Raw genomic sequence first — 25914 nt, forward strand, 5'->3', positions numbered from 1 at the left:
ATAAACAAAATAAAAAGGCCCTTTATCCATGATATTATGCTCAAATCTATTTTTTGAAATCATATAATTGCCTATTTTCTTTAAAGATTCTCTAGATTTTTTTAAAAATAAGTATGGACTACTCTATTTTTACTTGACCACTTCCTGCTAATCTATCCAAAATAATTCTTCAATCCAAAAGATTAATCTAGTTATACTTTTTTTGCATACTATAAAAGTTAAATAACCTTATTTACAAAGATAATTTTATGTAATTCAAATCTATACATGCTTATAACAAAGAAAGTTATGAATTAAAGATTTCAGTTGATTTATAAAGCACTTTTTTTGAATTATTTCTTTAAAATCTATATTTAAGGAATAGAAAAAACTACTTACAAATATTTAAATAAAGTAACTTTAATTTTAGCAAGTTGTGTGAATACAACTGAAAATATTAACCGCTATTTCTTTTAAAGAGCAATTCCTAATTGTAATTTTAATAAAATTAATTTTATTCTTTTACGATTAGTACCTGTCATATTAAAGTTCAATTCAACTATAATAAATAACAGTATTCTAAAGTCAAGGGGTGAAATATGGAGAGTTTGCCCACTCTTAAACTAGGCTCTGCAGGCTATTATGTAACAGTTCTCCAATTAAATTTAAGCGGTTTGGGAGTAAACTACGAGAAACTTGCTATTACCGGCTTTTTTGATGAAAAAACAAATAAATGCACAAAAATTTTCCAAGAAAAAACTAAATTAAATCCTAATGGAATAGTAGAAGTTAACACTTGGAAATCATTGTTTGAGAACGTATTATTAATACAAAAGAAGCTGCAATCTATAGGGATTTATTTTGGAGCACTTAATGGGATATTCGATGCATCAACTACCCAAGCCACACAAGAATACCAAAAAGAGCAAAATTTATACCCTTCTGGAGATATTACACCAAGAACACGCCACAAATTATTTAATCCCAATTCTCAATCTGAATTTTATACTAGCTCTAATCATTTACAATCCTTACACCCATATGTGGAGATGTTGGCTAAAGAGTTTCTTCAATTAACAAAAACTAATGGCTTAGATGTTCGAATATATTCAATGTTTAGGAGCTGGAGTGAACAAGACCGGTTATTTTCTTTAGGAAGATGGAAATCGGGTAAAAAGGTTACAAACGCTCGAGGCGGGGAATCATATCACAATTGGGGATTAGCCTTTGATGCTGCACCTTACGAAAATAACTCTATACCTTGGGGTGACATCAAAAAATTCAAGCAAATGGGGTATATAGGAGAGCAACTTGGTTTAAATTGGGGTGGGCGTTTTACTACCCTAATTGATTATCCGCATTTCGAATATTCTTTTGGATTAAGTACTTGGGATCTCCTTAACGGTATTACCCCTCCTATTTTGAATATATAGCTTTTCATGTAACTTAAATCATTTCTATTCATAAAGAAAAAAGCATCTTCCAGGTGAGATGCATGTACAGGATTAGGCAGCCCTTATGGAAGGAAGTTAATGAAAGGTCTTGAAAATCTTAATGGTTAAAATTAGGTGGCCTTTCGGGTTAAAAGAACATGAAAATGTAACTGTATTAAAAATAACACTAATCTTTTTGTGAATTTTATCAAATAGATTAGTGTTATTTCCATTTCTCTTTCTCTTTTTTGTGTACTGACGTCATTTCGCAAATTTTATACATCAATACGTTCTACGGTTTTGAACCTTAATTTTGGTCAATATAATCCCATTTAATATAATAAGTAATTCATAAATTATTTTATATATCTGTACCAATTTCATCTAATGTTTTTGGATTTATCTTTTCCCCATCTATTGTCATTTGTATTTTTTGCTTCGAATTTGCTGTTACCACCCAAGCATTCGGTAAATAACGATCTTCATGAGATAATGTGGATGGTGAATTTATAACCTTTCCCCCTAAATATAGCGTAGCAGAAGATCCTCCATCCATAGCCATTGCATTTATTGCTCCTTTTTCATATAGAATATCTTGACACTCTTTTAACGTGGCACCTATGCTATGTGTTTGCCTACCGTCTATCACTAGAAACATTATTGTACCATCTTCTTTTTGGGCCATAATACTTCGTGGAGCAGAGCCCCAACCACCATCCCCTTCTGTTATCATTTTTTCTCCATTTACAATTAACTGTGGCATAAATCCTGCTGCGGAAAAGACTTGTTTATCCAAAAGTTGTTGGGTAGAATAATTCCCTGTTATCATTTGTCCAAACTTTGTTAAGCCCGTAATAATTGTAGGGGTATTTTTATCTATATTTGTATCAATTGCTTTCCCATTTTCTATTACTATTCCAGTTGCAATATTTCCTCCACCCCTTCCTGTTTCATCAGCAAATCCACTTGCATTCACAGCAACAAGTGAATTATTACGTTTTGCCATTACGCTAATTTTTTCTCCCCTTTTATCGCCCTGTGTCCCTTGATGGCTAACAAGTTTAACATTGAAAGGGTTACTAATAGTGACTAATTTTCCTTCGAAAAGAAAACGACTATCTTTGTTACTTTTAATCGTTTCTACATCAATTTTTAATGGCTGATTTTTTAGTTCTTCTAATCTTTTTCCTGCTATTTTTTTATAAATAGCCTCATCACTGTTTGACCATTTCGGATGATTAATTCTATCTTGCAGTTTATCTAGTTCCTTTTGGGATAGAAATGTATATTTCGCATATTGTGGATGCTGAGAAGTTAGTATACTCCCAGCCATTGTTACACGAAGATCTCGGCCATAGTTAGTACCAAATAATATTCCTATGCCAATAAGCATGAAAATAGAAAGAAGAAGCAAAATTCGTTTGAAGATTTTTCTTAGATGTTTCATAGTTTTATCCTCCGGCATTAATTACATTCAATGAATCCTTTAAAATATTATTTACCTAAAGACAAAAGTGTTTGTTTCCCTTATTCCCGAGTTCCCCACTATGTCTTAGCAAGCAAGGCAAAATACTTATTCTATATTTCTTATTTATTTCAGTTTATATTTACAAATTTAATAAAGTTTTTGCAACCAAGAAATATATTACTAATCCTGTTCCGTCAACAAATGTTGTAATAAATGGACCAGAAACGACTGCAGGATCTAATTTAAATTTTCTCAAAATCAAAGGTAAAACAGCTGCGACAAGCGAAGCCCAAATAACAATAAATAATAAAGTGATTGCTACAACTTGTGCAACTTCTGTTCCAACTCCTAACATATAAGCACGAATGAGCCCAGCTACCCCAAGTGCAAGTCCGAGAAGCATGCCAATTGCAAATTCCTTTTTCATTACACGGAAAATGTCTTTAAATTTCACCTCTCCAATACCGATTGCACGAGTAATTGTTGCTACAACCTGTGTTCCTGTATTCCCTCCAGTACCTACTAATAATGGAACAAAGAAAGCAAGGGCAACCACTGTTTCAATTTCGTCTTCAAAATACTTTAGTACTGTACCTGTATATGCCTCAGCAACAAAAAGAAGCAATAACCATGGTAGACGTTTAAAGAAAATGCTCCAAATACTAGATTCAAAGTAAGATTGATTTAATGGTTCACTTCCGCCTAACTTTTGGATATCTTCTGTAGCTTCTGCTTCCATAACATTCATTACGTCATCAAATGTTATAATACCAATCATTTCATTATTTGCTGTTGTTACGGGTATTGCTGCTAAATTATAATTCAGTAGCTTTTTTACAACTTCTTGCTGATCAACCTCAGCGGGTACTGAAATCACCTCTCGAATCATGATAGTAGATAATATCTCTTCATCTGCTGCTAGTAATAACTCATGTATGGAAACGATTCCCTTAAGATAACCATGACTATCAAGAACATAAATATAAGATATTGATTCTACATTTTCAGAATGTTCCCTAATGTACTTCAATGTAATTTTTACTGACCAATTCCCTCTAACTGCAACATAATCACTTGTGACAAGACTTCCTGCAGTTTCAGGTTTGAAAGCCATTAATTTTTTTACATTATGTTTTGTAATTTTATTTAGATACGCCATTAATTTAGCTTGTTTTTCCGGATGAACCGCTAGAAGTAGATCTACTGTTTCATCAATCGGTTGTAAATTTAGTAACTTTTTAGCTTTGTTTTCAGATAAGTGAATTAAGATATTATATTTTTCTTTTGAACTCAAATGTTGAAGAATTTTTGAGCTTTTTAATACAGGAATCTTATCTAGTAATATGACTTGATCTTCAATTGAAAACCGTTTTATTTCTTGCGCAACATCATACGACGGATGACGTAAAACTTTATCTGCATCCAAATCATTTTGGGTTACAAGTAATTCATTTAATAATTTCTTCATGTTAACTCCTCCTCATATTGCTAAGGGAGACTCTAGAGTTTCATGAGTGGTTTTGTATTATTTTATCTGTCTAAAATTTTGATTAGAGCATTAATAGTTACATTGCAATCAATTTATTATTTAGAACTACCTCCTTTTTGAATATAGACAAGATAAAAATAAATAACATTAAACAAAAAAAACCTTACTCAAAAAGGAGTAAAGGTTTTTTTACAATACAAATAAATGATTATTAAGACAGCTCTGCAAAAATCCCAGAGGTGCCTTTCTATCAAATCGTATACCACTCCCTCGTTGAGTTTTAGCACTGTATAGCATAGGTTTTTATAACCAGCTACATTAAAAAGGGCCTTAATCCGACCGTTCCTGTTGACCCATTGGCGTCTCTCGACATTTTTGGGCAGCAGCGTTTCTCTATACAGGAGCCTCACCTAACAAAGATTATTGAATTACTTCAAAATTTAAACCAGAATTTAATATTTGTCAACTAACTTTCGATTTGATTCATAAAAAATTCTTTTTTAGAGAAATGTAATTAGATTCTATTACAAATTTGAAATTCTGCTTAAAAGATATAAAATTTAAATACAATTAGTTCGAAAAAACGTTATAAAACATATGAAATTTCGTATAAGAAATTTATTGTTTATGATTAATTTGTAACTTTATAGCAGAAGCTGAATCATTAGTCATTCCGTACTTCAAAAGAACATTCTTCAAAAAATCTTATTTTATGATTAAAATCTTTTTTACTGTTTATCAAATTTATATAGTTAAGTTACTTAATCAAACTATACACTACAAGTCGAAAATAAGTATCTATATGAGACGATTAAATACAATTTCCCACATCACCTCTTAAAGAGTTATAAAGAAATAAAGAATATAAAATTAGCAATAGGCTTACTTGACAAGCAAAAAAAAAGTATTTATGCTGGCTACACGAAACAAATACATAAAATTTATATTGCTAAACCTGTTAGGTGAGGCTCCTATACAAACACAGGCTATTGCCCAAAAATGTCGAAAGACGCCAATGGGTAGAACAGGAATTGTCGGATTAAGGCTCTTCTTAAGATAGCTAAGTAATGAATTTCCATTACTTTACGTTGTATAGTGCCAAAGCTCTACTAGGGGGAGAAAAGCTTTATTTAGTCATGCCAATTTAAATCCTCCCTAGTATGTAACTAGGGGGGATTTTTGCGTAAGAAAACAGGGTGTAAGCGATAGAATCTCTCAAAATTAAAATACTATTTAGTAATTGATGAGAACAAGATTCTATTCATTAGCAAATGAAATATTAAGTGTTAATGTAAATCAGGAGGATATTAAAATGAAAAAAATATTAAAACTCGATTATCTATTGCTCCTCCCTCTATTCATAACATGTACTTTAGGTATTATCATGATGTATAGTGCGAGCTCCATTGTCGCTGTCCAACATTACGGTTATAACAGTAGACATTTTGTTGATTCTCAATTAACAAAGCTATTTTTAGGAACAATAGGGTTAATAGTTTGTGCTATTCTCCCATATGAAATATGGAAAAAACGAATAGTCTCTATATGTATTATGGTTGGGGGGATTTTTTTATTAATTATGGTTTTATGGAAAGGAAAAGTGGTAAATAATGCTCAATCATGGATTTTTGGAATACAGCCAGCTGAATTTCTTAAATTAGGAACAATACTTGTAACAGCCCGTTTTTTTGCATTACGACAAGAACAAGCTAAAAATATTTGGAGTGGTAGCGGAAAACTTTTATTTTTTTTAGCTACAATTTTTTTTCTTATCTTTAAACAGCCAAATTTAGGATCCGCACTTTTAATATTAGGTATAGGTTTTAGCATATTTCTTTGCTCTGGAATAAATATAAATCTATTAATCAAAAGAATTATAATCGGTTCTATTTTGTGGTTACCTATTTTATATATTTTAATTCAATATAGTTTGTCAGAAGTTCAAAAGACACGTATTACTACAATATTCAATCCCTTTGTTGATGCGCAAGGAAATGGATATCAGCTTGTAAATTCTTTTATTGCCATTGGTTCAGGAGGAATTACGGGACGTGGATTCGGAAATAGCATTCAAAAAACTGGGTATCTCCCAGAACCACATACTGATTTTATAATGGCAATAGTTTCTGAAGAACTAGGATTTATTGGTGTATTTATTATATTGGCTGGAGTTTTGACTATAGTACTTCGCTCCTTAAAAATTGCACAATTATGTGAAGATCCATTCGGCAGTTTTATAGCAATTGGTATAGGATGTATGATTGGTATGCAATCAATCGTAAATTTAGGTGGTATTACGGGACTATTTCCTCTTACGGGTACCCCATTTCCATTTGTGAGTTTTGGCGGAAGTTCTTTAATGGTTAATTTAATAGCAATAGGAATATTACTTAATATCTCAATTTTCGATAAAATAAGATTTTCACCTCAGGATATATAGTTAATATACTTATATTGTTTCATAAAATATACTGGGTTATTAAATTTTTAAACTTATTTACCAATCTTCGATTATATATTTTATACCGATTTTCACCTGGAAATATTTAACGTATGAAGTAAGCGAACAGTTTTAAGTTAATCTTCCCTTTTTATTTGGCCAGGTATTTTAAAGCATGAGGAGGCATATGTCGTTGTAGTTCTTCAGCAATCGGTTAAAATTTGTCAAGAATCGAAAGATTCATAAAAAGACGTCATTATTTCCTATAATTATCCATAATGACTAGATAAATATGAACTGATTTGAATTACCGGGATATGTTTTCTACCTACAAAATCCGGTTCTGGTGCAAACACTCCAAAACGCTTGTAAGTAACCTCCTAAACTTGGACATACTGATACTAGTACTCTAAAAAAGGATGTGATTGGTATGGAAAAGCAAAATCTATTCAAGTGGAAACATTATCAACCGGATATTATTTTATTAACCGTGAGATGATACCTACGGTATAACCTCAGTTTTCGTGATTTAGTCGAAAGGATGGAAGAACGCGGGCTATCCCTTGCTCATACAACTATCATGCGATGGGTTCATCAATATGGTCCCGAATTAGATAAGCGAGTACGACGTCATCTTAAGTCAACCAATGATTCTTGGCGAGTCGATGAGACGTATGTGAAAGTCAAAGGTCAATGGATGTACCTATATCTTGCTGTTGATTCAAAAGGAAATACAATTGATTTTCATTTAAGCAAAACAAGAGATCATAGGGCTGCAAAGCGTTTTTTCAAGAAAGCTTTGCAGTCTTTTCATGTTTCAAAGCCCCGTGTGATTACAGTGGACAAAAACCCGGCCTATCCTATAGCGATTGAAGAGTTGAAGACAGAGAAAAAGATGCCTGTAGGCATCCAAATAAGGCAGGTAAAATACCTTAATAACATTGTAGAGCAAGATCATCGTTTTATTAAAAAGAGAGTTCGTTCAATGTTAGGATTGAAATCTTATCGTACAGCTAAATCTATTCTTTCAGGAATAGAAGCGATGCATAGCATTAAAAAAGGCCAACTTATTTTAGGAGACAAGTCTGTCCAAAATGAAGTGAAGTTTATTCATCAACTATTCGGAATGGTTGCATAAGAATAGATTCCATTAGGAATCTATATACCTCTTTCAAATAAATGCAATCTTTGCACCAGAACCCTATTATAAACAAACTTCAATAAAAGATGCCTTCTCCCTCTTTTTTTATGACTGGATTTTTTGAGTGGATGTGACCCCTAATAAACATTGCAGTTTTGTAATATTAATGTTACTAAAATCAATTTCTTCACTATAAAAAATTCACTATAATTTCCATATACAAAGATAAAGAGAGTAATATGAAAAACATTAGTTATATTATTTGCACTGTTTTCTAGATTTTGCTATAGAATATGTGAATACAATAGATATTTTCGATATAGATCTGCACGAATAACTCTTGAGGTAGAATCAACCAATCAATAATTTTTACGTTGTCATTTAAACGTAAACAAAAAATAGCTGCAAAATAAATAATAATAGTTGATTTTGGAGCTATTTTTTGTTTACTTCACTTTTTTTCGGCACTCTGCATCAAGACGCTAAATCCATTGACTACGGTAAGACTTTATTTCAAATCCACACAAAAAAACAGATTACCTGCACACTAAAAAGTCTAGCGAACAGGTAATCTAGGTGTTTTGATATTAATGAAAAACTAATTTATTTTTTGAATTCTTCCATCAATAATAGGCTGAATTGGTTCTTTTGCTTGTTTTATATATTCTACTAATGCTTCAAAATCAGTTGGTCCTGTTTCAGCATCTTTCCCATTTTTAAATGACACAAATCCATCTCCGCCTGAAGCCAGAAATGCATTCGCAACGACGCTGTAAGTTTTAGAAGGAATAATTTCTTCTCCATTTGTTAAGCGGATACTTGTGACTTTTTCTCCATTTGGCTTGTTCGCATCCCAAGTGTATTGGATCCCGGAAATTTGAAGCATTCTTGTTATGTCTTTTTGCCATTGTTGATTTAAAATATCACGAATGTCTTGCCCTGTTAAATTAACTTTTACTAATTGATTTCCGAATGGTTGAATGCCATATACCTCTCCCCATGTAATATCACCAGCATCTAAGTCATTACGAATACCACCAGGGTTCATAAGAGCAACTTGGGATTGCATTGTTGCACGTTGGGCATCAGCAACTAAATTACCGAGATTAGATTCACCAGCTGTATTTAGTTTGCGATCTAGTGGAGCGGTAGACTTACCAACAACTTCATTGACAAGAGGTGCGATTTTTTCTTGATATTTCTCAATTTTCTTCTTTATTTTTTTATCAGGCTCTATGCCTTCATGGTAAGTTGTAACAATTTCTGCTTTTTTCTCAACAATATCTTGTGTCTTACGATCAATCTTTACATCAACATCAGCAAAAGCCATACCATAAGAATTTGCTTGTACGACAAGTTTATTATTAACAGTTCCATTTACATAGGTGTGGCTATGCCCTCCAAAAATAATATCGACTTCTGGATCAGTCTCATTTGCTAATCGGACGATATCACCATTTGTTACACCGTTCTCATTTGTTGTACCTCCGTTATGCGCAAGAACAACGATAGATTTAACGCCTAGTTTTTTCAATTGTTTTACGGATTTGTTAATGGCTTCAACTTCATCTGTAATTTCTACATTCTTTAGCATAGTAGGCATAACAAGGTTAGGAACATCTGTTGTTACGACTCCGATAAAGCCAACAGGAACTCCTTGTACCTTTTTGATAGTAAATGGTGGTAAAAATAGACGACCGGTGGATTTATTATAGAAATTTGCGGCTACATATGGGAATTTTGCTCCTTTAAAATTCCCTGTTTTTTCATGGTATCCACCATAAATAAGGCGCTTCATTTCTTCAATGCCTTCATCAAATTCATGATTTCCTATGGTTCCAACATCAAATTTTAAATCATTTAGAAATTCAATCGTGGGTTCGTCTTGTAATAATGCTGAAACAGGAGGACTTGCTCCAACAGCATCGCCAACTTGAACCTTTATTGTATTCGGATTTTGTTTTTCACGATCACGTAAATAAGCCCCTAAGTACTCGATTCCCCCTGCATCTTTATTGTTAATTTTCTTTACAGTGTCTAGTTGCCCATGTAAATCGTTAATACCGAGCATTTGTACATCTATGTAGCGGTTTGGCTCTGTACTTGCTTGAACTGAAGGCGCAGCAAATACACTTGAAAAAGTAACTGTACTTAATGCTAAAGCAACTTGAATGATTTTTTTCAACATAAAATTTTCTCTCCCCTTATTACAAATCTGACATCATACGATATAATCTTAATAGATTAAGAGGATTATTTCTATAAAAATTCTACTAATTATAAAAATTAATAAGATTTTATTGTTTTCCGACAAAAGACTCCTTCCTCAAAAATGTGAAGGTGTAAAACGTCCATTTTAGGTGGGAGATGAATATTGGTAGGCTTGAGCCTACGTTTTTTGATTAGGATGTAAAGGGCCCCCCCATGCCAATCAACTTAAGAAACTTAACTACCCCCAAAAGTAAAAAAACGTTATTCTTTCTAAAAAGCTAACTAGAAAGGATGACGTTTTTTATGAATCTTTCGATGTTGAGAAATACATTCTTCCCCAAAACGAGAAAATGTACATCTCCAGATGAAATGTACATTTCTTTGTTTTGAGGATTCTTCAAAATATTATCTTGATAGCAATGTAGCAATACCCCTAAGAGACCTAAAAAACCTCTAATCGATAAGTTCATGTAATTATTCTTGATATTACTGTTGAGCCGCCTCCGGTAGTTCATCAAAGATTAGTCTTTTAAAAATGTTAATAATGCTTCATTAAATTCTTTTGCATGAGTTGCGTTTAATCCATGAGGACCACCTTTTATAAGAGCGAGTTTACTACCAGGAATGGAATCATATGTGCGTTTTCCACTTAACTCAAAAGGTACAGTTGCATCAGAGTCACCGTGAATAATAAGAGTAGGTATATTGAACTTTTCCAAGTCTTTTCTAAAATCGGTCATACTAAAGGCGGTAATACAATCGAGCGTTCCTTTAGGGGATCCACTAGCTGCAACATGTATTTCTGTATAAATTAATATTAAATAAGATATTATAGAATCTCTTTCTTTTTTCTATCCGTACTCCTGAATTGAGTAAATCTTTTGTTTGGTATTTACAGGTTCGTTGCACGAAACCAAACTCTCTGGCAAGATTTCGTAAGATATTTGGAGATAAAAAGCTTTGAAATTCTTGAGTAAATAGATGGGAGAAAAATGTCGGAAAAAGATAAAATTAATTGGATTATTTTTATTGATTATAAATAAACGTTATCATAAAATGTTTATAAATACCCAAACAATTTTTTTCTTCGTTTGCTTTTTTTATCCGAAAAAAGAAACCGATAGAGAATGTTAATACCAAAAAAATATGTAACTAGTACAGAAAAGAGGCTTTCAAAACTGACATACTAACAAAATTGAAAACGACGCATGATTAGTTCTTGAAGAAAAGTTACAACCATATGAGGAACGAGATTACAACCAAAAATAGTCTTAAAAAGGAGACAAAATTATGGGAAAAAGAAAGTATCCAGTAACACCTCAAGATCGAATGAATTATATATTAGGTCTTTATTCGGCAAATCAACAAATTAATGCCGTTCTTTATTTCCCTATAGGTATATCAAAGAAAATACTCGAACAATCAGTAAGGATAACGTTACAATTACAGCCAGTTTTGAACAGTCGTTTTGTAGAAAGTGATATACCTTACTGGGAGGAACATTCATCTAGTATTAACTCAACAATTTGTTTTTTTGCAGAAGGAAATGATCAAGAACTTGAAATGATGACAATAGATTTTATCAAGGAATCTGGAGATCCTATTCAGGGGCCTATGGTTCAAACAAAATTATTACGAGGCACTACAAAAAATATATTAGTTATTAAATTATCCCATCTTTGTTCAGATGGTGCAGGAGTCAAGGAATATATTAATTTGCTGGGAGCAATTTATACTCAACTTTCTCTGGGGCAGTCTAAGGATCAAATTATAAAGGGATTTGGTGCAGGAAATGAGGGGTTTCGCGATCAATCATTTGTTTTCAAATATGCTGGAATAACAGACATAAAAAGTGCGTATCGTCCCAGCCAAGAACAACAAGCAGCGTTATGGTCTTTTCCATCTCAACCGAACAAAAATACTTATCCACAAATGTCCGTGCGGCGGTTAAGCCATGGGCAAACTCTACGTCTAATCCAATGGACAAAAGCACAACAGGCTACCTTGAATGATGTAATCATGACTGCATACTTCCGAGCTTTATCACATTTCACTGTGTATGCAGAACCTCGCACCGAAGAAAAAATGATCGGAATAACAATTGATTTACGCCGATATCTTCCTAATCATACAACTGGTTCAATTTGCAACTTATCCGGTATGGAAATGCCAGTGATTAAAATGGAAGATGATGACTCATTTAATCAAACCCTAGTTCGAGTCAAAAAATCAATGGATAAAATAAAATCTCAAAATCCAGGTCTTTCTTCAGCGGCAGGAATGGAATTACTGGCAAGTATAAAGCTATCTGAAGTGAAGGAAATGTATAAACAGCAATACGAACAGGCTTTACAGATGAGAATGGCTTTACCGTTACTTACTAATATCGGATCGATAGCAAATGAACCTATTAAGTTTGGTGAAGTTCAGGCTCAGGACGGGTATATGACATCACCTATTATGTATGCACCATTCTTTACAATGGGAGCAAGCTCTTATAATGGAAGACTTACATTTACGATTGGCTATCATTCGCCAGATACAACAAAAGAAAAGGTAGAGCAATTTTTGGAAAGTGTGGTCAGTCAACTATCGCAATTGTAATCGGAGTATCCCCCACGCTCAATAAGCTAAATTAATATAAGTATAATCTTACATGAAATTTTTTTTCAAAAGTTCCAGTGTAATTTCGTTATAGATTTGCATTCCAAATAAACCCTATCTGGTTTCAATTTTCACATCCTTCTTCTTTAAATTTGTATTACTAAATAAAGTCGTTTAAAAATAATTGAAGCTAATTTCACCATTGATAATATTTTTGGTATGATCAATGTATAATAAAATTATAACTCATCTAAGAGTCTAAGCGTTATTTGATCAACGATCGCTCAGGCAATGAGTTATACCTCTTGGAAAAGGTACCTTGCAGCAGGGGTACCTTTTCTTTTATTTTTAGTTATAAAATAGTTTAATTAGAAACTATGTAGTTAAAAAGTATGATGATTAAATTGTAATTGAAGTGAAGCATATATCCCATATGAATATTTTAAAATATTAGAAAGAAAATCATTTGAGCGATAGCTGGTATACCGATGATAGTTAAACATTGCACCCAATTATAATTATATGTAGAAAGATGGAGTAGTCCAAATGAGCTTCCAGACAAAATTAAAGAGGTTGTAATTGAAGTAATAGGACTTATTATGAAGGAACGTATGATTTTGTGCCAAAAGAATTATATAGATACAAACATAATGTTCTCACCAATTAATTGAATTGCAATACCATGCGTTTTAAGGAACATATTGGTCATCTCTTCATTTTCAATGGGGTTAGATGTTCCGTTGAATGTTGTAAGAGATATTAGTACAGACAAAAACAACAATATTATAATATAAATAATAAAAGCACTGAAGAAAGATTTTTTTAGCTGCCGGCAAGTAATTTTTTTAGAAATCAAAAATCTTTGATCCCACATTATGAGTAGAAAAACAAATGAGATAGGAAACGAAAAATATACTGCTTTAATTATGTATTGCAGCAGTATGTCTATATTATTTATATACCTAAGCGAAAATAAAGGGAAAGGCAAATATACTGTAGCAATACAAAATAAGATTAGTAATAGAAGCTGCAGATACGTTTTAGTTTGCACCAAGCAATCTAAGTATGTATTAGCAGCACTAAACGCGTTTAAAGGCCTTTTACATTCCCTAAAAAGAAATTTCATAACACACCTCCATTTTCATTTTGGTAAATACATTTGATTCCAACTCTAACTATCCATTCTTCCCTACTATTACTAAATGTAAGCTCTTAACTGGACATTTCATAAAACTTCACGTACCGAAATTATTAATTATATTTAAAATATAGTTAGTAAGAGATTTTCTATTCCCCCCCCCAAAAAAAGCACCCCACTGGATGCTTTTTTTGTTCTCTCTATAATTCGCTTAGTAATCTCTTTTCCATTTCTAAAAGGTTTGCTTGCTGCACCTTATTAATTTCTTCTATTTTATTTTGACCCCCTCCTAAAATCAGCATGGGGTTATGTGTGTTTGAAGTTTTAAAATTAAATACCTATATAGTCACTCTACACCTGTCCTTTAGTTTAAGTGCAATCCTTCACAAATATTAAATTTTGCTTGGGATTCTTATTCCATTAAATGGTCCAATACAAAAGAAAGAGCACAATTCTTATTAGAGAATTATGCCCAATTGTTGAAAATCAATTAATTCATTTTTTTTTAAACTTCCCCCTATTAAATTTCAATAAGTATAGGTACAATCATTGGTTTTTTCTTAGTATGTGTATATACATATTGTCGTATTGATTTTTTTATTTGTTTTTTCATTACATTCCATGAGTTTCTATTTGCTTCTTGTAGCTCGTTAACAGTTTTTATAGTAAGTCGATTAACGTCTCTTCGGAGTTCCGAGAAATCTCTATCCACAAATCCACGAGAAATGGTATCGGGGTCAGAAATCAACGTTCCTTCCGCTTTGCTCATAGTTAAAATAATCATGAGCATCCCATCCTCTGAAAGTTGTTTGCGGTCTCGTAACACAATTTCCCCAATATTATCGACATCCTCCCCGTCTATGTAGGTATTCCCCACCGGTATTTTCCGGGTCTGACGGGCAATGGTATGTTCAATATCGACGACATCCCCATTATTGATGATAAACGTGTTTCCTTGCTCTACTCCAACGGATTCCCCTAACAAACGGTGATGGTGCAGCATTCTAAATTCACCGTGAATGGGAATAAAATATTTTGGTTTCATTAATGTAAGCATTAGTTTTAAATCTTCTTGATAACCATGGCCAGAAACATGCATTCCGGATGTACTTCCTGATCCATAAATCACTTTGGCTCCAAGGGCAAATAAGTTGTCTACGATACTCGTGATATTTCGTTCATTCCCGGGTATTGGACCTGCTGCAAAGATAACCGTATCTTCAGGTAAAATGTCGACACCGCGAAAGTTTCCAGTGGACAGGCGAGCAAGAGCAGCCAATGGTTCTCCTTGACTCCCCGTGCATAAAATGGCCACCCTTCCAGGAGCCATTTCATTGATTTCATGTGGGTCAATTAACATTCCATCTGGAACTGTTAAATAACCATGTTCCATAGCAACCGCTATGACATTAACCATACTTCGTCCAAGCAACGCAAGTTTTCGATTTGTTTTTTGTGCTGCATTCACGACTTGTTGAACGCGACTAATATTTGAAGCAAAGGTAGAAAGAATAACTTTGCGTTCGGCTTTCATGAAAGCTGCTTCCACATGTTCACCTACTATTTGTTCCGATGGGGTCAAACCAGGACGCTCTGCATTGGTACTCTCAGATAATAGAAGCAAGACCCCTTCTTTGCCGATTGCAGCCATTTTATGAATATCCGAATTCTCATTATTCGCAGGGGTTAAATCAAACTTGAAGTCCCCTGTATGTACAATATTACCCTCTGGTGTGTGAAAGACTATTCCCAAGCAATCAGGAATACTATGGGTCACTTTGAAAAAACTTACCCTTATTTCTCCAATTGTCAAGTTTGAGTTTGAGTTGATTTCAATAAGTTCACTTTCTCTTAGGAGTTTATGTTCTTTTAATTTGATTTCAATTAATCCTAGTGTGAAGCGTGTGGCATAAACGGGTACATTCAATTTTTTTAAGAAGAACGGGATCCCCCCGATATGATCTTCATGTCCATGTGTGACAATTAAAGCCCTGACTTTATCTTTATTTTCTACTAAATAAGCTATATCAGGGATAATCAAATCAATTCCTAATAAACTTTCATCTGGAAACTTATTGCCACAGTCGATAATCACGATATCGTTTGAATATTCAATTGCATACATATTTTTTCCGATTTCATTCAAGCCGCCTAAGGCGAAGATAGATAATGCATTCTCTATTGTACTCAAATTTATAACCTCCCATTTTAAATATAATCTTAGTATGCCCTTTAGGTTTCCCTTTATCAGTGGGTTGAATGCTCGAGATTCCTAGAAAAAAGGGAACTTTAGACTTGTTTTTCCTAAATATACTGACTACAACATTGATGTCTTCGTTTCCCACATTGTTATCGAGGTCTTACCTCCCATGGAGACAGCTGCTATTGAAATCACTCATGGTTTTCGATTCTTAATAAAGATGCAATTCTTTTTTAAGAAATGCACCCGATAATGGAAGATCGTTTTGCAGAAGTCATGCGGCACTTACATTGTAGAATGGCCCTCTAAAACAGAAGAAGCTCTCCTCATACAAATTGCATAGCTTAGGGTGAGAACAAATTCTTCTAAATCATATCTACGTGCATTGGAAAAACCGTTGTCTTGACCTTTAACACTGAATCCACATCTCATCAGAACCTTAAGGGATACTTCAAATTATTAGCTTGATGGATATGGGACGACACCCTAATATGTTTGGATTAAAATCATTGCAAACATATTAGGGTGATTGCTAGAATAGAAATTATGCATATAATCAAAAAAGGACAAACTCTCCAAGATGAAAAGTTTGTCCAAAACCATGATTTCTTTGGTTCAACAATATAAAATTCAGTTCCGCTAGGAATCTTTCGTTCTTTTTTCATATCCCACAATTTTTGCATCAGTACTAACAATAGTGGATTAGAATAATGACTTAATACTTGCTAGGACAGTAAGGATACCTATAATAATAACAAATACATTGCTCGCTTTCCCTTTGTATTTAGCAAGTACTGGTACTTTATGGATCGCATACATTGGTAATATACATAAGATAGCAGCAACTAACGGACCGCTAAGAGCATCAATAAGTCCAAGAATACTTGGATTTGCATAAGCAACATACCAGCATGTTAATACGACAAAAGTAAGGATCATAGTCTTAACTGTTTTTTCTCCTATATCTTTCCCGCGTGTTTTACTGGACTTGATAATCATGTCACGCATTACCTCATATGCTCCTATATAATGGCCAAGGAAGGACTTTGTTATGGCCGTAAAAGCAATAATAGGAGCTGCAATAGTGATTACAGGCGAATTAAGCTCATTTGCAAGATATGATAGGATTGACAAGTTCTGTTCTTTTGCCATCATAAGATCATTTGGAGTCAAACTTAAGGTACTGCTCCAAACAAAGAACATAACAACAGCGAATGTCATGATATAACAAACTTTTTGTATTTGAGCACATTTGGCATCAGTAGCTTCTATTCCATACGTAGCTCTCTGTTTCATAACAAATGACGAAATCATAGGCGAATGGTTAAACGAGAATACGATGATTGGCAGTATCATCCATATTGTTCCTAAATATCCTGTTCCTGTTGAAGCAGTAGAAACACTTGAAAAACTAAGCATTGACGTATTCCATTGTGGAATCAAAGATATTGCTATAAAAAGTAGAGAAACTATGAAAGGATATACTAGCATGCTCATTATCTTTACAGTGATATCTTGACCAAAATTTAGTATAGCAATAAGACCGAGTACTAATACAAGCGATAAAACGGCCCTTGGAGGCTCCGGCATGTGCAATTGATGCACGATAAAACTACTTGCAGTATTTGTAAGTGCAACCGAATACATCAGCACGATCGTATAAATTGAGACGAAATATACTATGTTAAAAATGATACTTGCCTTATTTCCGAAATACTCTCTTATTGTACCTGTAATCCCCTCATCAGCAGAATTAGAAGCGTATATCATTTTAGCAAGCGCCCTATGTGAGTAATACATAACAGGATATGCAAGTATGGTAATTAACAGTAATGATAATAAACCACCTGAACCTGCATTAATAGGTAAGAAGAGTACTCCTGCTCCAATTGCTGTTCCAAAAAGGCTCAATGCCCAGGTAGTATCCTGTTTATGCCACTTTTTAGGGTCTGGATATTTCTCATTTTTTACTGCAGTATTTTCAGCTTGAAATTCTATTTTTTTTGCAGTATTCCCATTCATATAATAATTCCTCCTTGTGTCCTATTCTTACGTCTCTTTTTAAGGTTTAGGAATATAGATCGTTCTTGAAGAATGAATTGCTTACAAAGTGCGCCATATCGTGTGTCCTTCTTCTAAGTTGATCAAAATCGAAAAATTCGCTAGTCATCAACCTGATGGGTTTATTAGCGCTTACAAAACATTTTAATTATATAGTAGTACATTTTAGTGATAATGAATCTCAATATACAGACATCCTTAGGAGAACAATAGAAAATAGAATTGTTAACTATTTCACAATATTTCCGATAACTGTTTATTGATTTGATTGTTTCTCTCCAAAGATTTTATTTTTTATAGCAATCCCTGTAGGTGTGGCCGCAATTCCGCCTAAACCTGTCTCCCTTAATTCGCGAGGCATCTGTCTTCCCACCCTATACATCGCTTCAATAACTTCGTCAGCATTGATGATATTGTTTACGCCGGCTAATGCGATGTCCGCTGCTGCTAAAGCATTTGCCGTTCCAATGGCGTTTCTCTTTACACAAGGAATTTCTACCAAGCCAGCGACCGGATCACAAACTAAACCGAGTAAATTTTGTAATGCGGTTGAAAAAGCTTCAGAAGATTGCTGTGGCGTTCCTCCGGCAGCTTCTACCGCTGCTGCAGCCGCCATTGCTGAGGCACTGCCTACTTCAGCTTGACATCCTCCGTACGCTCCTGAAATACAAGCATTATTTGCGACTATCGTTCCAAATAACGCTGAAGTGAATAGAAAATGGATCATATCTTCATGACTTAATTGCAACGTATCTTTAATACTAAATAGGACTCCCGGGATCGTCCCACTCGCACCTGCTGTTGGAGTTGCACAAATAGCCCCTAATGCAGCATTTACTTCATTAACACCGATAGCACTTTGAATCCCTAACACCATCAAATCTCCAGAAAGAGTTTTCCTATTTTCTCGATAGTTTTTAATTTTAACAGCATCACCTCCGGTTAAACCGGTTGGAGAAAATACCCCGTCGCCCTCGATACTTTTATTTATGGCATTTTCCATAGTCGCTAAATTTCTTTCCATTTTACTCCAAACTTCTTCATAAGACGTTTTAGTTTGTTCGATTTCCTGTTCTATTGCTAATTCATAGATTGGCTTTTGGCTTTTATTAGCTGCATCCACAATTTCTTTTATGGTCATATACATATTTTTTCACTCCTTAATGTAACTAAAGAATAATGAGATTAGCTATATTGCTTAAATTTCCTAATTCCTTCTGAATATTACCAGGCAATAGCGAATCCAAAGCGAATGCATATAAATATTTTCCGTTTTCTTCTAAACTATGAAAGTTGTTAATTTCAACATCATATTGTTTAAAAATCCTGCGTAAGACAAATTCAAAGTCAGCTCTTTCGGAAATCGCAATAATAACTGGCAATGGCCCCTGCAGATCTAAGCTAAATCTGTCAATTTCAACATGTTTGACTTCAATTAATCCACCGCCGATCGAAATACCCATTGTTCTAATACTTCGGCTTTCATCCTCTAAATATACATCTGCCGTATTTGGATGACCAGCAGGACTATCACCCGCTTTTTCAATAAAGGTAATGTCAATTCCTTTAGATTCTGCTATTTTAATAGCATCTGGCACTTTGCTGTCATCGGCAGCAAATCCTAATATCCCAGCAATAATTGCAAAATCAGTTCCGTGTCCTTTATGGGTTTCAGCAAATGATTCATAATACCTTACCACGACTTTTTTTGGAAGACCTTGAAATAATTTGTTGGCAACTGTTCCAATAGCCAAAGCACCTGCAGTATGTGAACTTGAAGGACCTATCATTACCGGCCCAATCACATCAAAACAACTTTTGTATTTAACAACCTTTTTTTCTTTAATAGAAGCTACATTCATGTTCATATAAGCACCCCCATAATTTATTATTTTTTATTGCAGTTGAATCTGAGATATTTGAATGACCAATTCAAAATAAGATCAAGTTGATAACGCTTTCATATTTCGTGTTAATAAATTTCCCTTCTGATCACACACCTTTCTTAGAGTAATCATATCAGTATGTCCAATTTTAGAAGGTTACTTGCAAGGTCTTTAGAATTTTTGCACCAAAACTAGGTTTGATATTTTCTCTAGAGGTAATAGATTATCTCTCGACGCCCTCATTATAACTTGTATATTTATGAGTCTAATATTTTTTTATTTTCAGAAAGATTGAATAAACAGAATCTTGAATGGGTAATAAATTACACTTGGCATGTAGCAATTGTGTCCATTGTTTGAAGCTGTATTAGTTAGTAGAAAAGCAAAAATAACACAGAGTTCCTTTCATTAACACATTGATTATATTGGAAAATCATTATAAAGATACTTATACTTTCCTTTGTTGAAACATCTTATTTTAGACGTGAAAGCTGTTGCAATAAATGATTAATGTAGATGGAAAGGAATAAATTAATGAAATATAATATCTTCTTCGGATATTAATAATACATTTTGCATTTATATACAATTTCAGAAAAAAGGAACTTCTTTTCGGGGTAGAACCATATCTCTATCAAGCTAAGAATTTTGACTTTCCCTAATAAAAACCTAATATCTTCATGAAGTTCTTGAAAATTTCAAATCTAACTGTGCCTTTGAAATAAAGTTTTTGCACCAGAACCTAATTATGTGTGGTATACAAAAAAAATGACTCCTACTGATAAACGGGAAAAAACTCGTTTGTCAGTAGGAGTCATTAGCTAACGAATTAGCAGTTATGGCGAACTCCATCGCCTATTATGGAAAAGTAAACTTAATTAAGTTATTTTATTCAAATGTTGTTGGCCCAAATCTAATTAGTTTTCATAATATATTTTTTGTTTCCGCTGGAACGGATAGGTTTTAATCTCATCTGTATCTAAATTTTCATGAAATAAATGAATGGCTGTAATTTGTCTACAATTATAGGTATGGTAATAATATGTACCGGACTCCATACACATTGCGCTAGTATAGATGGTATTGTCTAATGTACCTTCTTCCGTTATCACTCCACCTTTTGGAACCTCACAATTTGATAAGATATGAAAAATGGCCGATACGCCCTCTTCTTCGTTATCTATATCTTGAATGTTTTGTTTGCCATATGCTGCTCGCACAAACCTTGATGGTGGGGTGAAATCCCCAGGGAGCCCCATCGAACCTGACCCTTGTCCAAAAGCACTTAATGGTAAATCAGCCCATTGTGTTGGTGCAAACGGCTGCGATTTAAGACCGATATATTGTCTTAAATTTTGTAAATGCCAGTTAAATTCAGGACTATTGGTCATTACCCCTATCGGATTGTTATACATTTTTAGCCCTTCTGTTGTCGGCTCTAGTACAATACATTCTCCCCATTTATCCGCTAAAATCCAATGTAGCGGTGGAGTAACTCCTAAAACAGGTAATGGTACATCCAAAAAAGAAATACTATCAACAGCGTTTTTTAACTCTTCAACAGAATTGAATTGTGTGAGACTCCAAGCCACAAAATCAAATGGAGCTAAATTCATTTGATTTTTATCTATACTTTCACTATACGTAGCGAATCCGGGGAAATAGAGTGTTGCACAAGTCATACCTGATTCGTTCACTCCGTCCGCCATAATGACTCTTCCTTGATGATTAATCCCCATTCCGACAACAGCTTTTTTCGCCCGGATGGTTTCACCAGTTATATTGTTCCATTGGTAACGTCGAGGAATGATTATTACTTCTTGATTAAAATCTAATGTGAAATCCATCGTTCTCGCAAAAAGGTGCTGATAGTTTTTTGTCTGTAATGTCAAACTAGTACACATAAAGAATCCCCCATTATATAGTTTTAATTACACTTTACAAAATTCTGATAAATATGTAAATTAAAAACCCCTTTATTTACCATGAGAAGGCTCATATTGTATCTTCAAAAGAAAATGTAAAATCATTACATTGAATCAGGAGAAACGAATGCTGCTTTTATTATTAATCCCTTTAACAGTATTAGTGCAACCAATATGTTCGGTGCAGATGTTGCTGATCAAAATCAAGTAGTAATTATTTTAAGGCACACCATTAGCCCACTTGTCTTCCTCGAATAACCAGCTTTCTTGTTTCGACTTCAGATATGTTAGTGTATTTTCCTTAACCTGTGATAATTTATTCTTATTTTTTGTTAATATATATTTTTTAGCATGCTTCTGTAAATTACTATGTACTTAATACTTAAAAGGTTGATTATCATTTATTCTAGCTTTTTCACTTTTAACATCTTTGAGAAATTTTTATTACGAAACTTAATATATTTTGTTATGTATGAAACGGTATTTTCACATACAAAAATACTCCTAATCAAGTCATATCAATGGCTAAGACTATAAACCTCATTTACTTATGATACGGTTCACTGAAACTAACGTTAAACTGTATTACTTCTTCTTCGTATATCTATCTTTTTTTTAATGAATTATCCGAAAGAATTCACCTTCCTCTTACCCCCTAGCTTCGCTTCATCCCAGCCAATAAGCTCACACCCATAAACAAATATATCTGCCTTATAAAAAAATTGTCTATACATGAAACGGATAAGCTTCATGTACAGACAATTTTACATATTAATGCTTTAGGAAGTTATAAAATAAAGAGGTGACTTTTAAATGTATAATGAGTCATTATATTATCCTTATATAAATTATGATCAATACTTCGATCGTCAATTCCCTGGTCTTCAAATTCCTGTTTTTCCAGGTGGATCAGGTTTTCCGAGTGGACCTGGTTTTCCAGGTGGACCTGGTTTTCCGGGTGGACCTGGTTTTCCAGGAGAACAAAGTTCACAAGCCCCAACATCTCCTCCCCCATCATTTATTCCTCAACAATCAACAGCTTCACCATTTGCTGTTGATCCAGGAGCAATTTCATTCTGTTTATTTCGAAACACATATATATGGCTTACAAATGGTGAACAGTTTTGGTATTATCCGATTTTTGTAGGACCTAGATCTGTTACTGGTTTTAGATGGAATGGTAGGTTTTGGATGATTTTTGGAATTGATACAAGAAGGATTAGTTCATTTACATGTTTTTAAAAATTATAGAGTAATGTTAAAAGTTTAATTATATAAATAAAAGAGGTATTAGAATGAAAAATTTTCAATCAGTTGAGGGTACAATAACTATGATTAGTGATTTTGCAACAGGATCAAATGAAGAAATGGGATGTAATAAGTTAATATCCGTAAATAATGGTTATGGAACGCTAATAAATTTTGTAGTGAAACCAAATACTTATTTTATTGACTACGCAACAGTAGTAATAGGAGATAAAGTAAGTGGATTTTACGATGCTAACGCTCCTGTTCCTCTCATTTTCCCACCACAATTTCAAGCAATTGTTATGGCTAAATATAAACCCCATCAAAATGTAAAAGTAGACTATTTTAATGAACAGTTGGAGAGTGGTGATGGAAAATTAAAATTAAATATTTCTCCTTCTACTCAAATTTTATTAACAAACGGTCAATTTTTTACAGGGAATCTTGTAAATCGAAATTTAATAGCTATTTATGGTCTTACAACAATGAGTATACCAGCTCAAACTACACCATATAAAATTATTGTTTTGTGTTAAAAGGATCACAGACCGATGCTCATCAAGTTAATAAAAAGAAAAACCCCAGTAGTAAAGATAAGATTTCACTTTTAGAATTACTTTTCATTGCCGGTCAAAGATCAATTTTCCTTTGTAAATATATCGATTTTGTTCTATAACATTCTCTATAAAAAAATTTTAGATGTAAGTACCTTTTTAAATAACAGCGACTCACTTCATGAAATTCATAGCGGTTTCTTGAACGAAGATGTATATATTTCAATGCAAAAAAAAAACGAATCTAACTGTCATAATTTGTATCTAGAACAACAACTACTTGAAGCTATAGAAAATGGAGATAAAGAAACAGTACTCAAATATTTTTATGTATTCCAACAAGAGACTCTTGCATCCTTATCTTCATTTCATCAATTGAGACGTCATAAAAATGTTTGTATTTCATCCATAACACTCGCTACTAGATATGCGATAAAAGGAGGTCTTCCTTCCGGGATTGCTTATACGATTTATGACCTATACATTAAAAAAACAGAAAATTCAAAAGACCCAGAGTCCGTTTGGGAATTATTAAAAAACGTTTTCTGTACTTTCGCAGACCGTGTAAAGGCACAAAAAACACAGCAACACTCAAAGACTATTGCAATTTGCCAAAACTACATTTTCAAAAATATTTATAATCAAATATCTGTTAAACAACTTGCAAAAGTTGCAAACGCAAATTCGGATTATTTATCTATATTATTTAAAAAAGAAGTTGGTATTTCATTAAGTGAGTATATTCAATGTGAACGAATCGAAGAAGCAAAGAAATTATTAACTTTCACAACCTATTCCTTATCAGACATCTGTGCTTCGCTCAATTTTAGTGATCAAAGCTACTTCACTAAAATTTTTAAAAAATTCACCAACGAAACACCTGGTAAATACCGAAAATCTCATGTTGTCATATAAAGTGAAACTTTCATTAAAACAACTTGTTTTCAGTAACTAATCAATGGATGTTTAGTGTTAACCCATATCTATTAACCTTAGGATTTAGACTATTTTTGAAGTAAAAAAAACGGATTCTGGTGCAAAAATAAAATATAGGAGAATATAGCACATATATTCCTAACGGAATCGTATCTACACAGGTTTGCTGTGTCACGGAAGGATAAAAGCCTGGGAGAAACTGTTTAACAGTTATCTCTTAGGCTTTTTTTGTTTTTTTTGGTAAGAATAAAATTGGAGGTGTCTTTTAGATGAGTAAAGACTGGATTAAAGTATTTGTTGCTGCTTTCTTTGAAATTTTTTGGGTAATTGGTTTAAAACATGCTGATGGCTTTTGGACTTGGACGGGGACTATCGTTGCTATATTTTTCAGCTTTTATTTAATGGTTATGGCAGGAAGAATGCTTCCCGTGGGAACTGTTTATGCTGTTTTTGTTGGATTAGGTACAGCTGGAACTGTCTTTTCTGAAATCTTGTTCTTTGGTGAACCATTTAAAATGGGAAAAGTACTCTTGATTTTATTTTTATTAGCTGGAGTAATTGGCTTGAAAGTAGTTACAGATGACAAAGTTCAGGAAGGTGATGAATCCTAATGCCATGGATTTCTTTAATCATAGCAGGGCTGTGTGAAATGTTTGGTGTTGCTATGATAAATAAATTGCATAAAGACCGAAATTGGCAATCATTAGTTTTGTTAATTCTCGGATTTGGATTAAGTTTTATATTTCTTGCTTACGCAATGGAAACACTACCTATGGGGACAGCTTATGCAATTTGGACTGGAATTGGTGCGTCTGGTGGTGCAATTTTAGGCATGGTTTTTTATGGCGAATCAAAAGACTGGAAAAGACTTATTTTTATAGGTATGGTTTTAGGTGCTGCAATAGGTCTAAAACTCGTATCATAAATGATTTTTTAGATTTGTTCTATGAAGAAGATAATCTGTCTTTATCAAGTGAATTATCTTCTTTATTTTTTACTATTTTTCAACAAAATGTTCCAATTGTTGAGTAAAATGACTGGCTTTTTTAAACAACTTTATTATGTTTCAAACAATTTTATCATTTTAGCCAAGAAGACTCCTTCCGCAAGGAACGCTTAGTGAGTAGGTGGGAGATGAATTGGCTTCGGACAAGGGATGGCAGGAAGCCATCTTAATTGTTCGACATACATAAACTGTTAC

Annotated in this window: 15 protein-coding genes, 4 pseudogenes and 3 riboswitches; of the genes and pseudogenes, 9 read left to right on the forward strand and 10 right to left on the reverse strand. The window is 33.4% G+C overall.

Annotation, left to right across the window (positions count from 1 at the left end; translation table 11 throughout):
- Positions 1-578 precede the first annotated feature (578 nt).
- On the forward strand, positions 579-1412 hold the full coding sequence (locus ACFVQC_RS27400) for a peptidoglycan-binding protein (RefSeq protein WP_377895545.1): 834 nt from the start codon (positions 579-581) through the stop codon (positions 1410-1412).
- Between the two features lie 361 nt (positions 1413-1773).
- Here the strand turns inward: ACFVQC_RS27400 and ACFVQC_RS27405 are convergent, their stop codons facing one another.
- Positions 1774-2859, reverse strand: a complete 1086-nt coding sequence (locus ACFVQC_RS27405; RefSeq protein WP_377895547.1) for a phosphodiester glycosidase family protein — start codon at positions 2857-2859, stop codon at positions 1774-1776.
- Positions 2860-3019: 160 nt separating this feature from the next.
- The gene (gene mgtE, locus ACFVQC_RS27410) at positions 3020-4348 is read right to left on the reverse strand and encodes a magnesium transporter (protein ID WP_377895549.1); all 1329 of its coding nucleotides are present in this window, start codon (positions 4346-4348) and stop codon (positions 3020-3022) included.
- A gap of 278 nt (positions 4349-4626) precedes the next feature.
- Positions 4627-4794, reverse strand: a riboswitch (M-box (ykoK) riboswitch).
- Positions 4795-5316: 522 nt separating this feature from the next.
- A riboswitch (M-box (ykoK) riboswitch) is annotated at positions 5317-5493 on the forward strand.
- 188 nt (positions 5494-5681) lie between these two features.
- Between mgtE and ACFVQC_RS27415 the strand changes: the two genes are divergently transcribed.
- Together ACFVQC_RS27415 and ACFVQC_RS27420 are read left to right on the forward strand one after the other, a co-directional pair.
- Entirely contained in the window at positions 5682-6809 is a 1128-nt protein-coding gene (locus ACFVQC_RS27415) for an FtsW/RodA/SpoVE family cell cycle protein (RefSeq protein WP_377895552.1), read from the forward strand.
- Between the two features lie 430 nt (positions 6810-7239).
- Positions 7240-7947, forward strand: a pseudogene (locus ACFVQC_RS27420) (IS6 family transposase).
- 601 nt (positions 7948-8548) lie between these two features.
- Here the strand turns inward: ACFVQC_RS27420 and ACFVQC_RS27425 are convergent.
- Positions 8549-10138, reverse strand: coding sequence for a bifunctional metallophosphatase/5'-nucleotidase (locus tag ACFVQC_RS27425; RefSeq protein ID WP_377899859.1), 1590 nt, complete (start codon positions 10136-10138; stop codon positions 8549-8551).
- A 544-nt stretch (positions 10139-10682) separates the two neighbouring features.
- Positions 10683-10955 (reverse strand): annotated as a pseudogene (locus ACFVQC_RS27430) (alpha/beta fold hydrolase); the annotation flags it as partial.
- A 496-nt stretch (positions 10956-11451) separates the two neighbouring features.
- On the opposite strand from ACFVQC_RS27430, the gene ACFVQC_RS27435 reads away from it, so the two are divergent.
- The gene (locus ACFVQC_RS27435) at positions 11452-12765 is read left to right on the forward strand and encodes a condensation domain-containing protein (protein ID WP_377899860.1); all 1314 of its coding nucleotides are present in this window, start codon (positions 11452-11454) and stop codon (positions 12763-12765) included.
- 364 nt (positions 12766-13129) lie between these two features.
- On the opposite strand, the pseudogene ACFVQC_RS27440 reads toward ACFVQC_RS27435, so the two are convergent.
- From ACFVQC_RS27440 to ACFVQC_RS27465, 6 genes and pseudogenes are all read right to left on the reverse strand, one after another.
- Positions 13130-13891: pseudogene (locus ACFVQC_RS27440) on the reverse strand (hypothetical protein).
- Between the two features lie 532 nt (positions 13892-14423).
- Positions 14424-16094, reverse strand: coding sequence for a ribonuclease J (locus ACFVQC_RS27445; RefSeq protein WP_377899861.1), 1671 nt, complete (start codon positions 16092-16094; stop codon positions 14424-14426).
- A gap of 711 nt (positions 16095-16805) precedes the next feature.
- The gene (locus tag ACFVQC_RS27450) at positions 16806-18125 is read right to left on the reverse strand and encodes an aromatic amino acid transport family protein (protein WP_377899862.1); all 1320 of its coding nucleotides are present in this window, start codon (positions 18123-18125) and stop codon (positions 16806-16808) included.
- Between the two features lie 295 nt (positions 18126-18420).
- Entirely contained in the window at positions 18421-19311 is an 891-nt protein-coding gene (gene sdaAA / locus ACFVQC_RS27455) for an L-serine ammonia-lyase, iron-sulfur-dependent, subunit alpha (protein WP_377895236.1), read from the reverse strand.
- 22 nt (positions 19312-19333) lie between these two features.
- Positions 19334-20032, reverse strand: coding sequence for a serine dehydratase beta chain (locus ACFVQC_RS27460; protein WP_377895234.1), 699 nt, complete (start codon positions 20030-20032; stop codon positions 19334-19336).
- Positions 20033-20851: 819 nt separating this feature from the next.
- A riboswitch (Fluoride riboswitch) is annotated at positions 20852-20915 on the reverse strand.
- A gap of 52 nt (positions 20916-20967) precedes the next feature.
- Complete coding sequence (locus ACFVQC_RS27465; RefSeq protein ID WP_377899863.1) at positions 20968-21954, reverse strand: choloylglycine hydrolase family protein; 987 nt, start codon at positions 21952-21954, stop codon at positions 20968-20970.
- Positions 21955-22788: 834 nt separating this feature from the next.
- Here ACFVQC_RS27465 and ACFVQC_RS27470 point away from each other — a divergent pair.
- From ACFVQC_RS27470 to ACFVQC_RS27490, 5 genes and pseudogenes are all read left to right on the forward strand, one after another.
- Entirely contained in the window at positions 22789-23217 is a 429-nt protein-coding gene (locus ACFVQC_RS27470; RefSeq protein ID WP_377899865.1) for a collagen-like protein, read from the forward strand.
- A gap of 53 nt (positions 23218-23270) precedes the next feature.
- Positions 23271-23759: a hypothetical protein gene (locus ACFVQC_RS27475; protein ID WP_377899866.1), complete on the forward strand. Its 489-nt coding sequence runs from the start codon at positions 23271-23273 to the stop codon at positions 23757-23759.
- A 75-nt stretch (positions 23760-23834) separates the two neighbouring features.
- Positions 23835-24692, forward strand: a pseudogene (locus ACFVQC_RS27480) (AraC family transcriptional regulator); the annotation flags it as partial.
- A gap of 290 nt (positions 24693-24982) precedes the next feature.
- Positions 24983-25324, forward strand: a complete 342-nt coding sequence (locus tag ACFVQC_RS27485; RefSeq protein WP_377899868.1) for a DMT family transporter — start codon at positions 24983-24985, stop codon at positions 25322-25324.
- On the forward strand, positions 25324-25638 hold the full coding sequence (locus ACFVQC_RS27490) for a DMT family transporter (protein ID WP_033713497.1): 315 nt from the start codon (positions 25324-25326) through the stop codon (positions 25636-25638). Before ACFVQC_RS27485 ends, ACFVQC_RS27490 begins: the two co-directional genes overlap by 1 nt.
- Positions 25639-25914 lie beyond the last annotated feature (276 nt).

This window comes from Bacillus sp. NPDC057893, assembly GCF_042796455.1.
Classification (GTDB): domain Bacteria; phylum Bacillota; class Bacilli; order Bacillales; family Bacillaceae_G; genus Bacillus_A.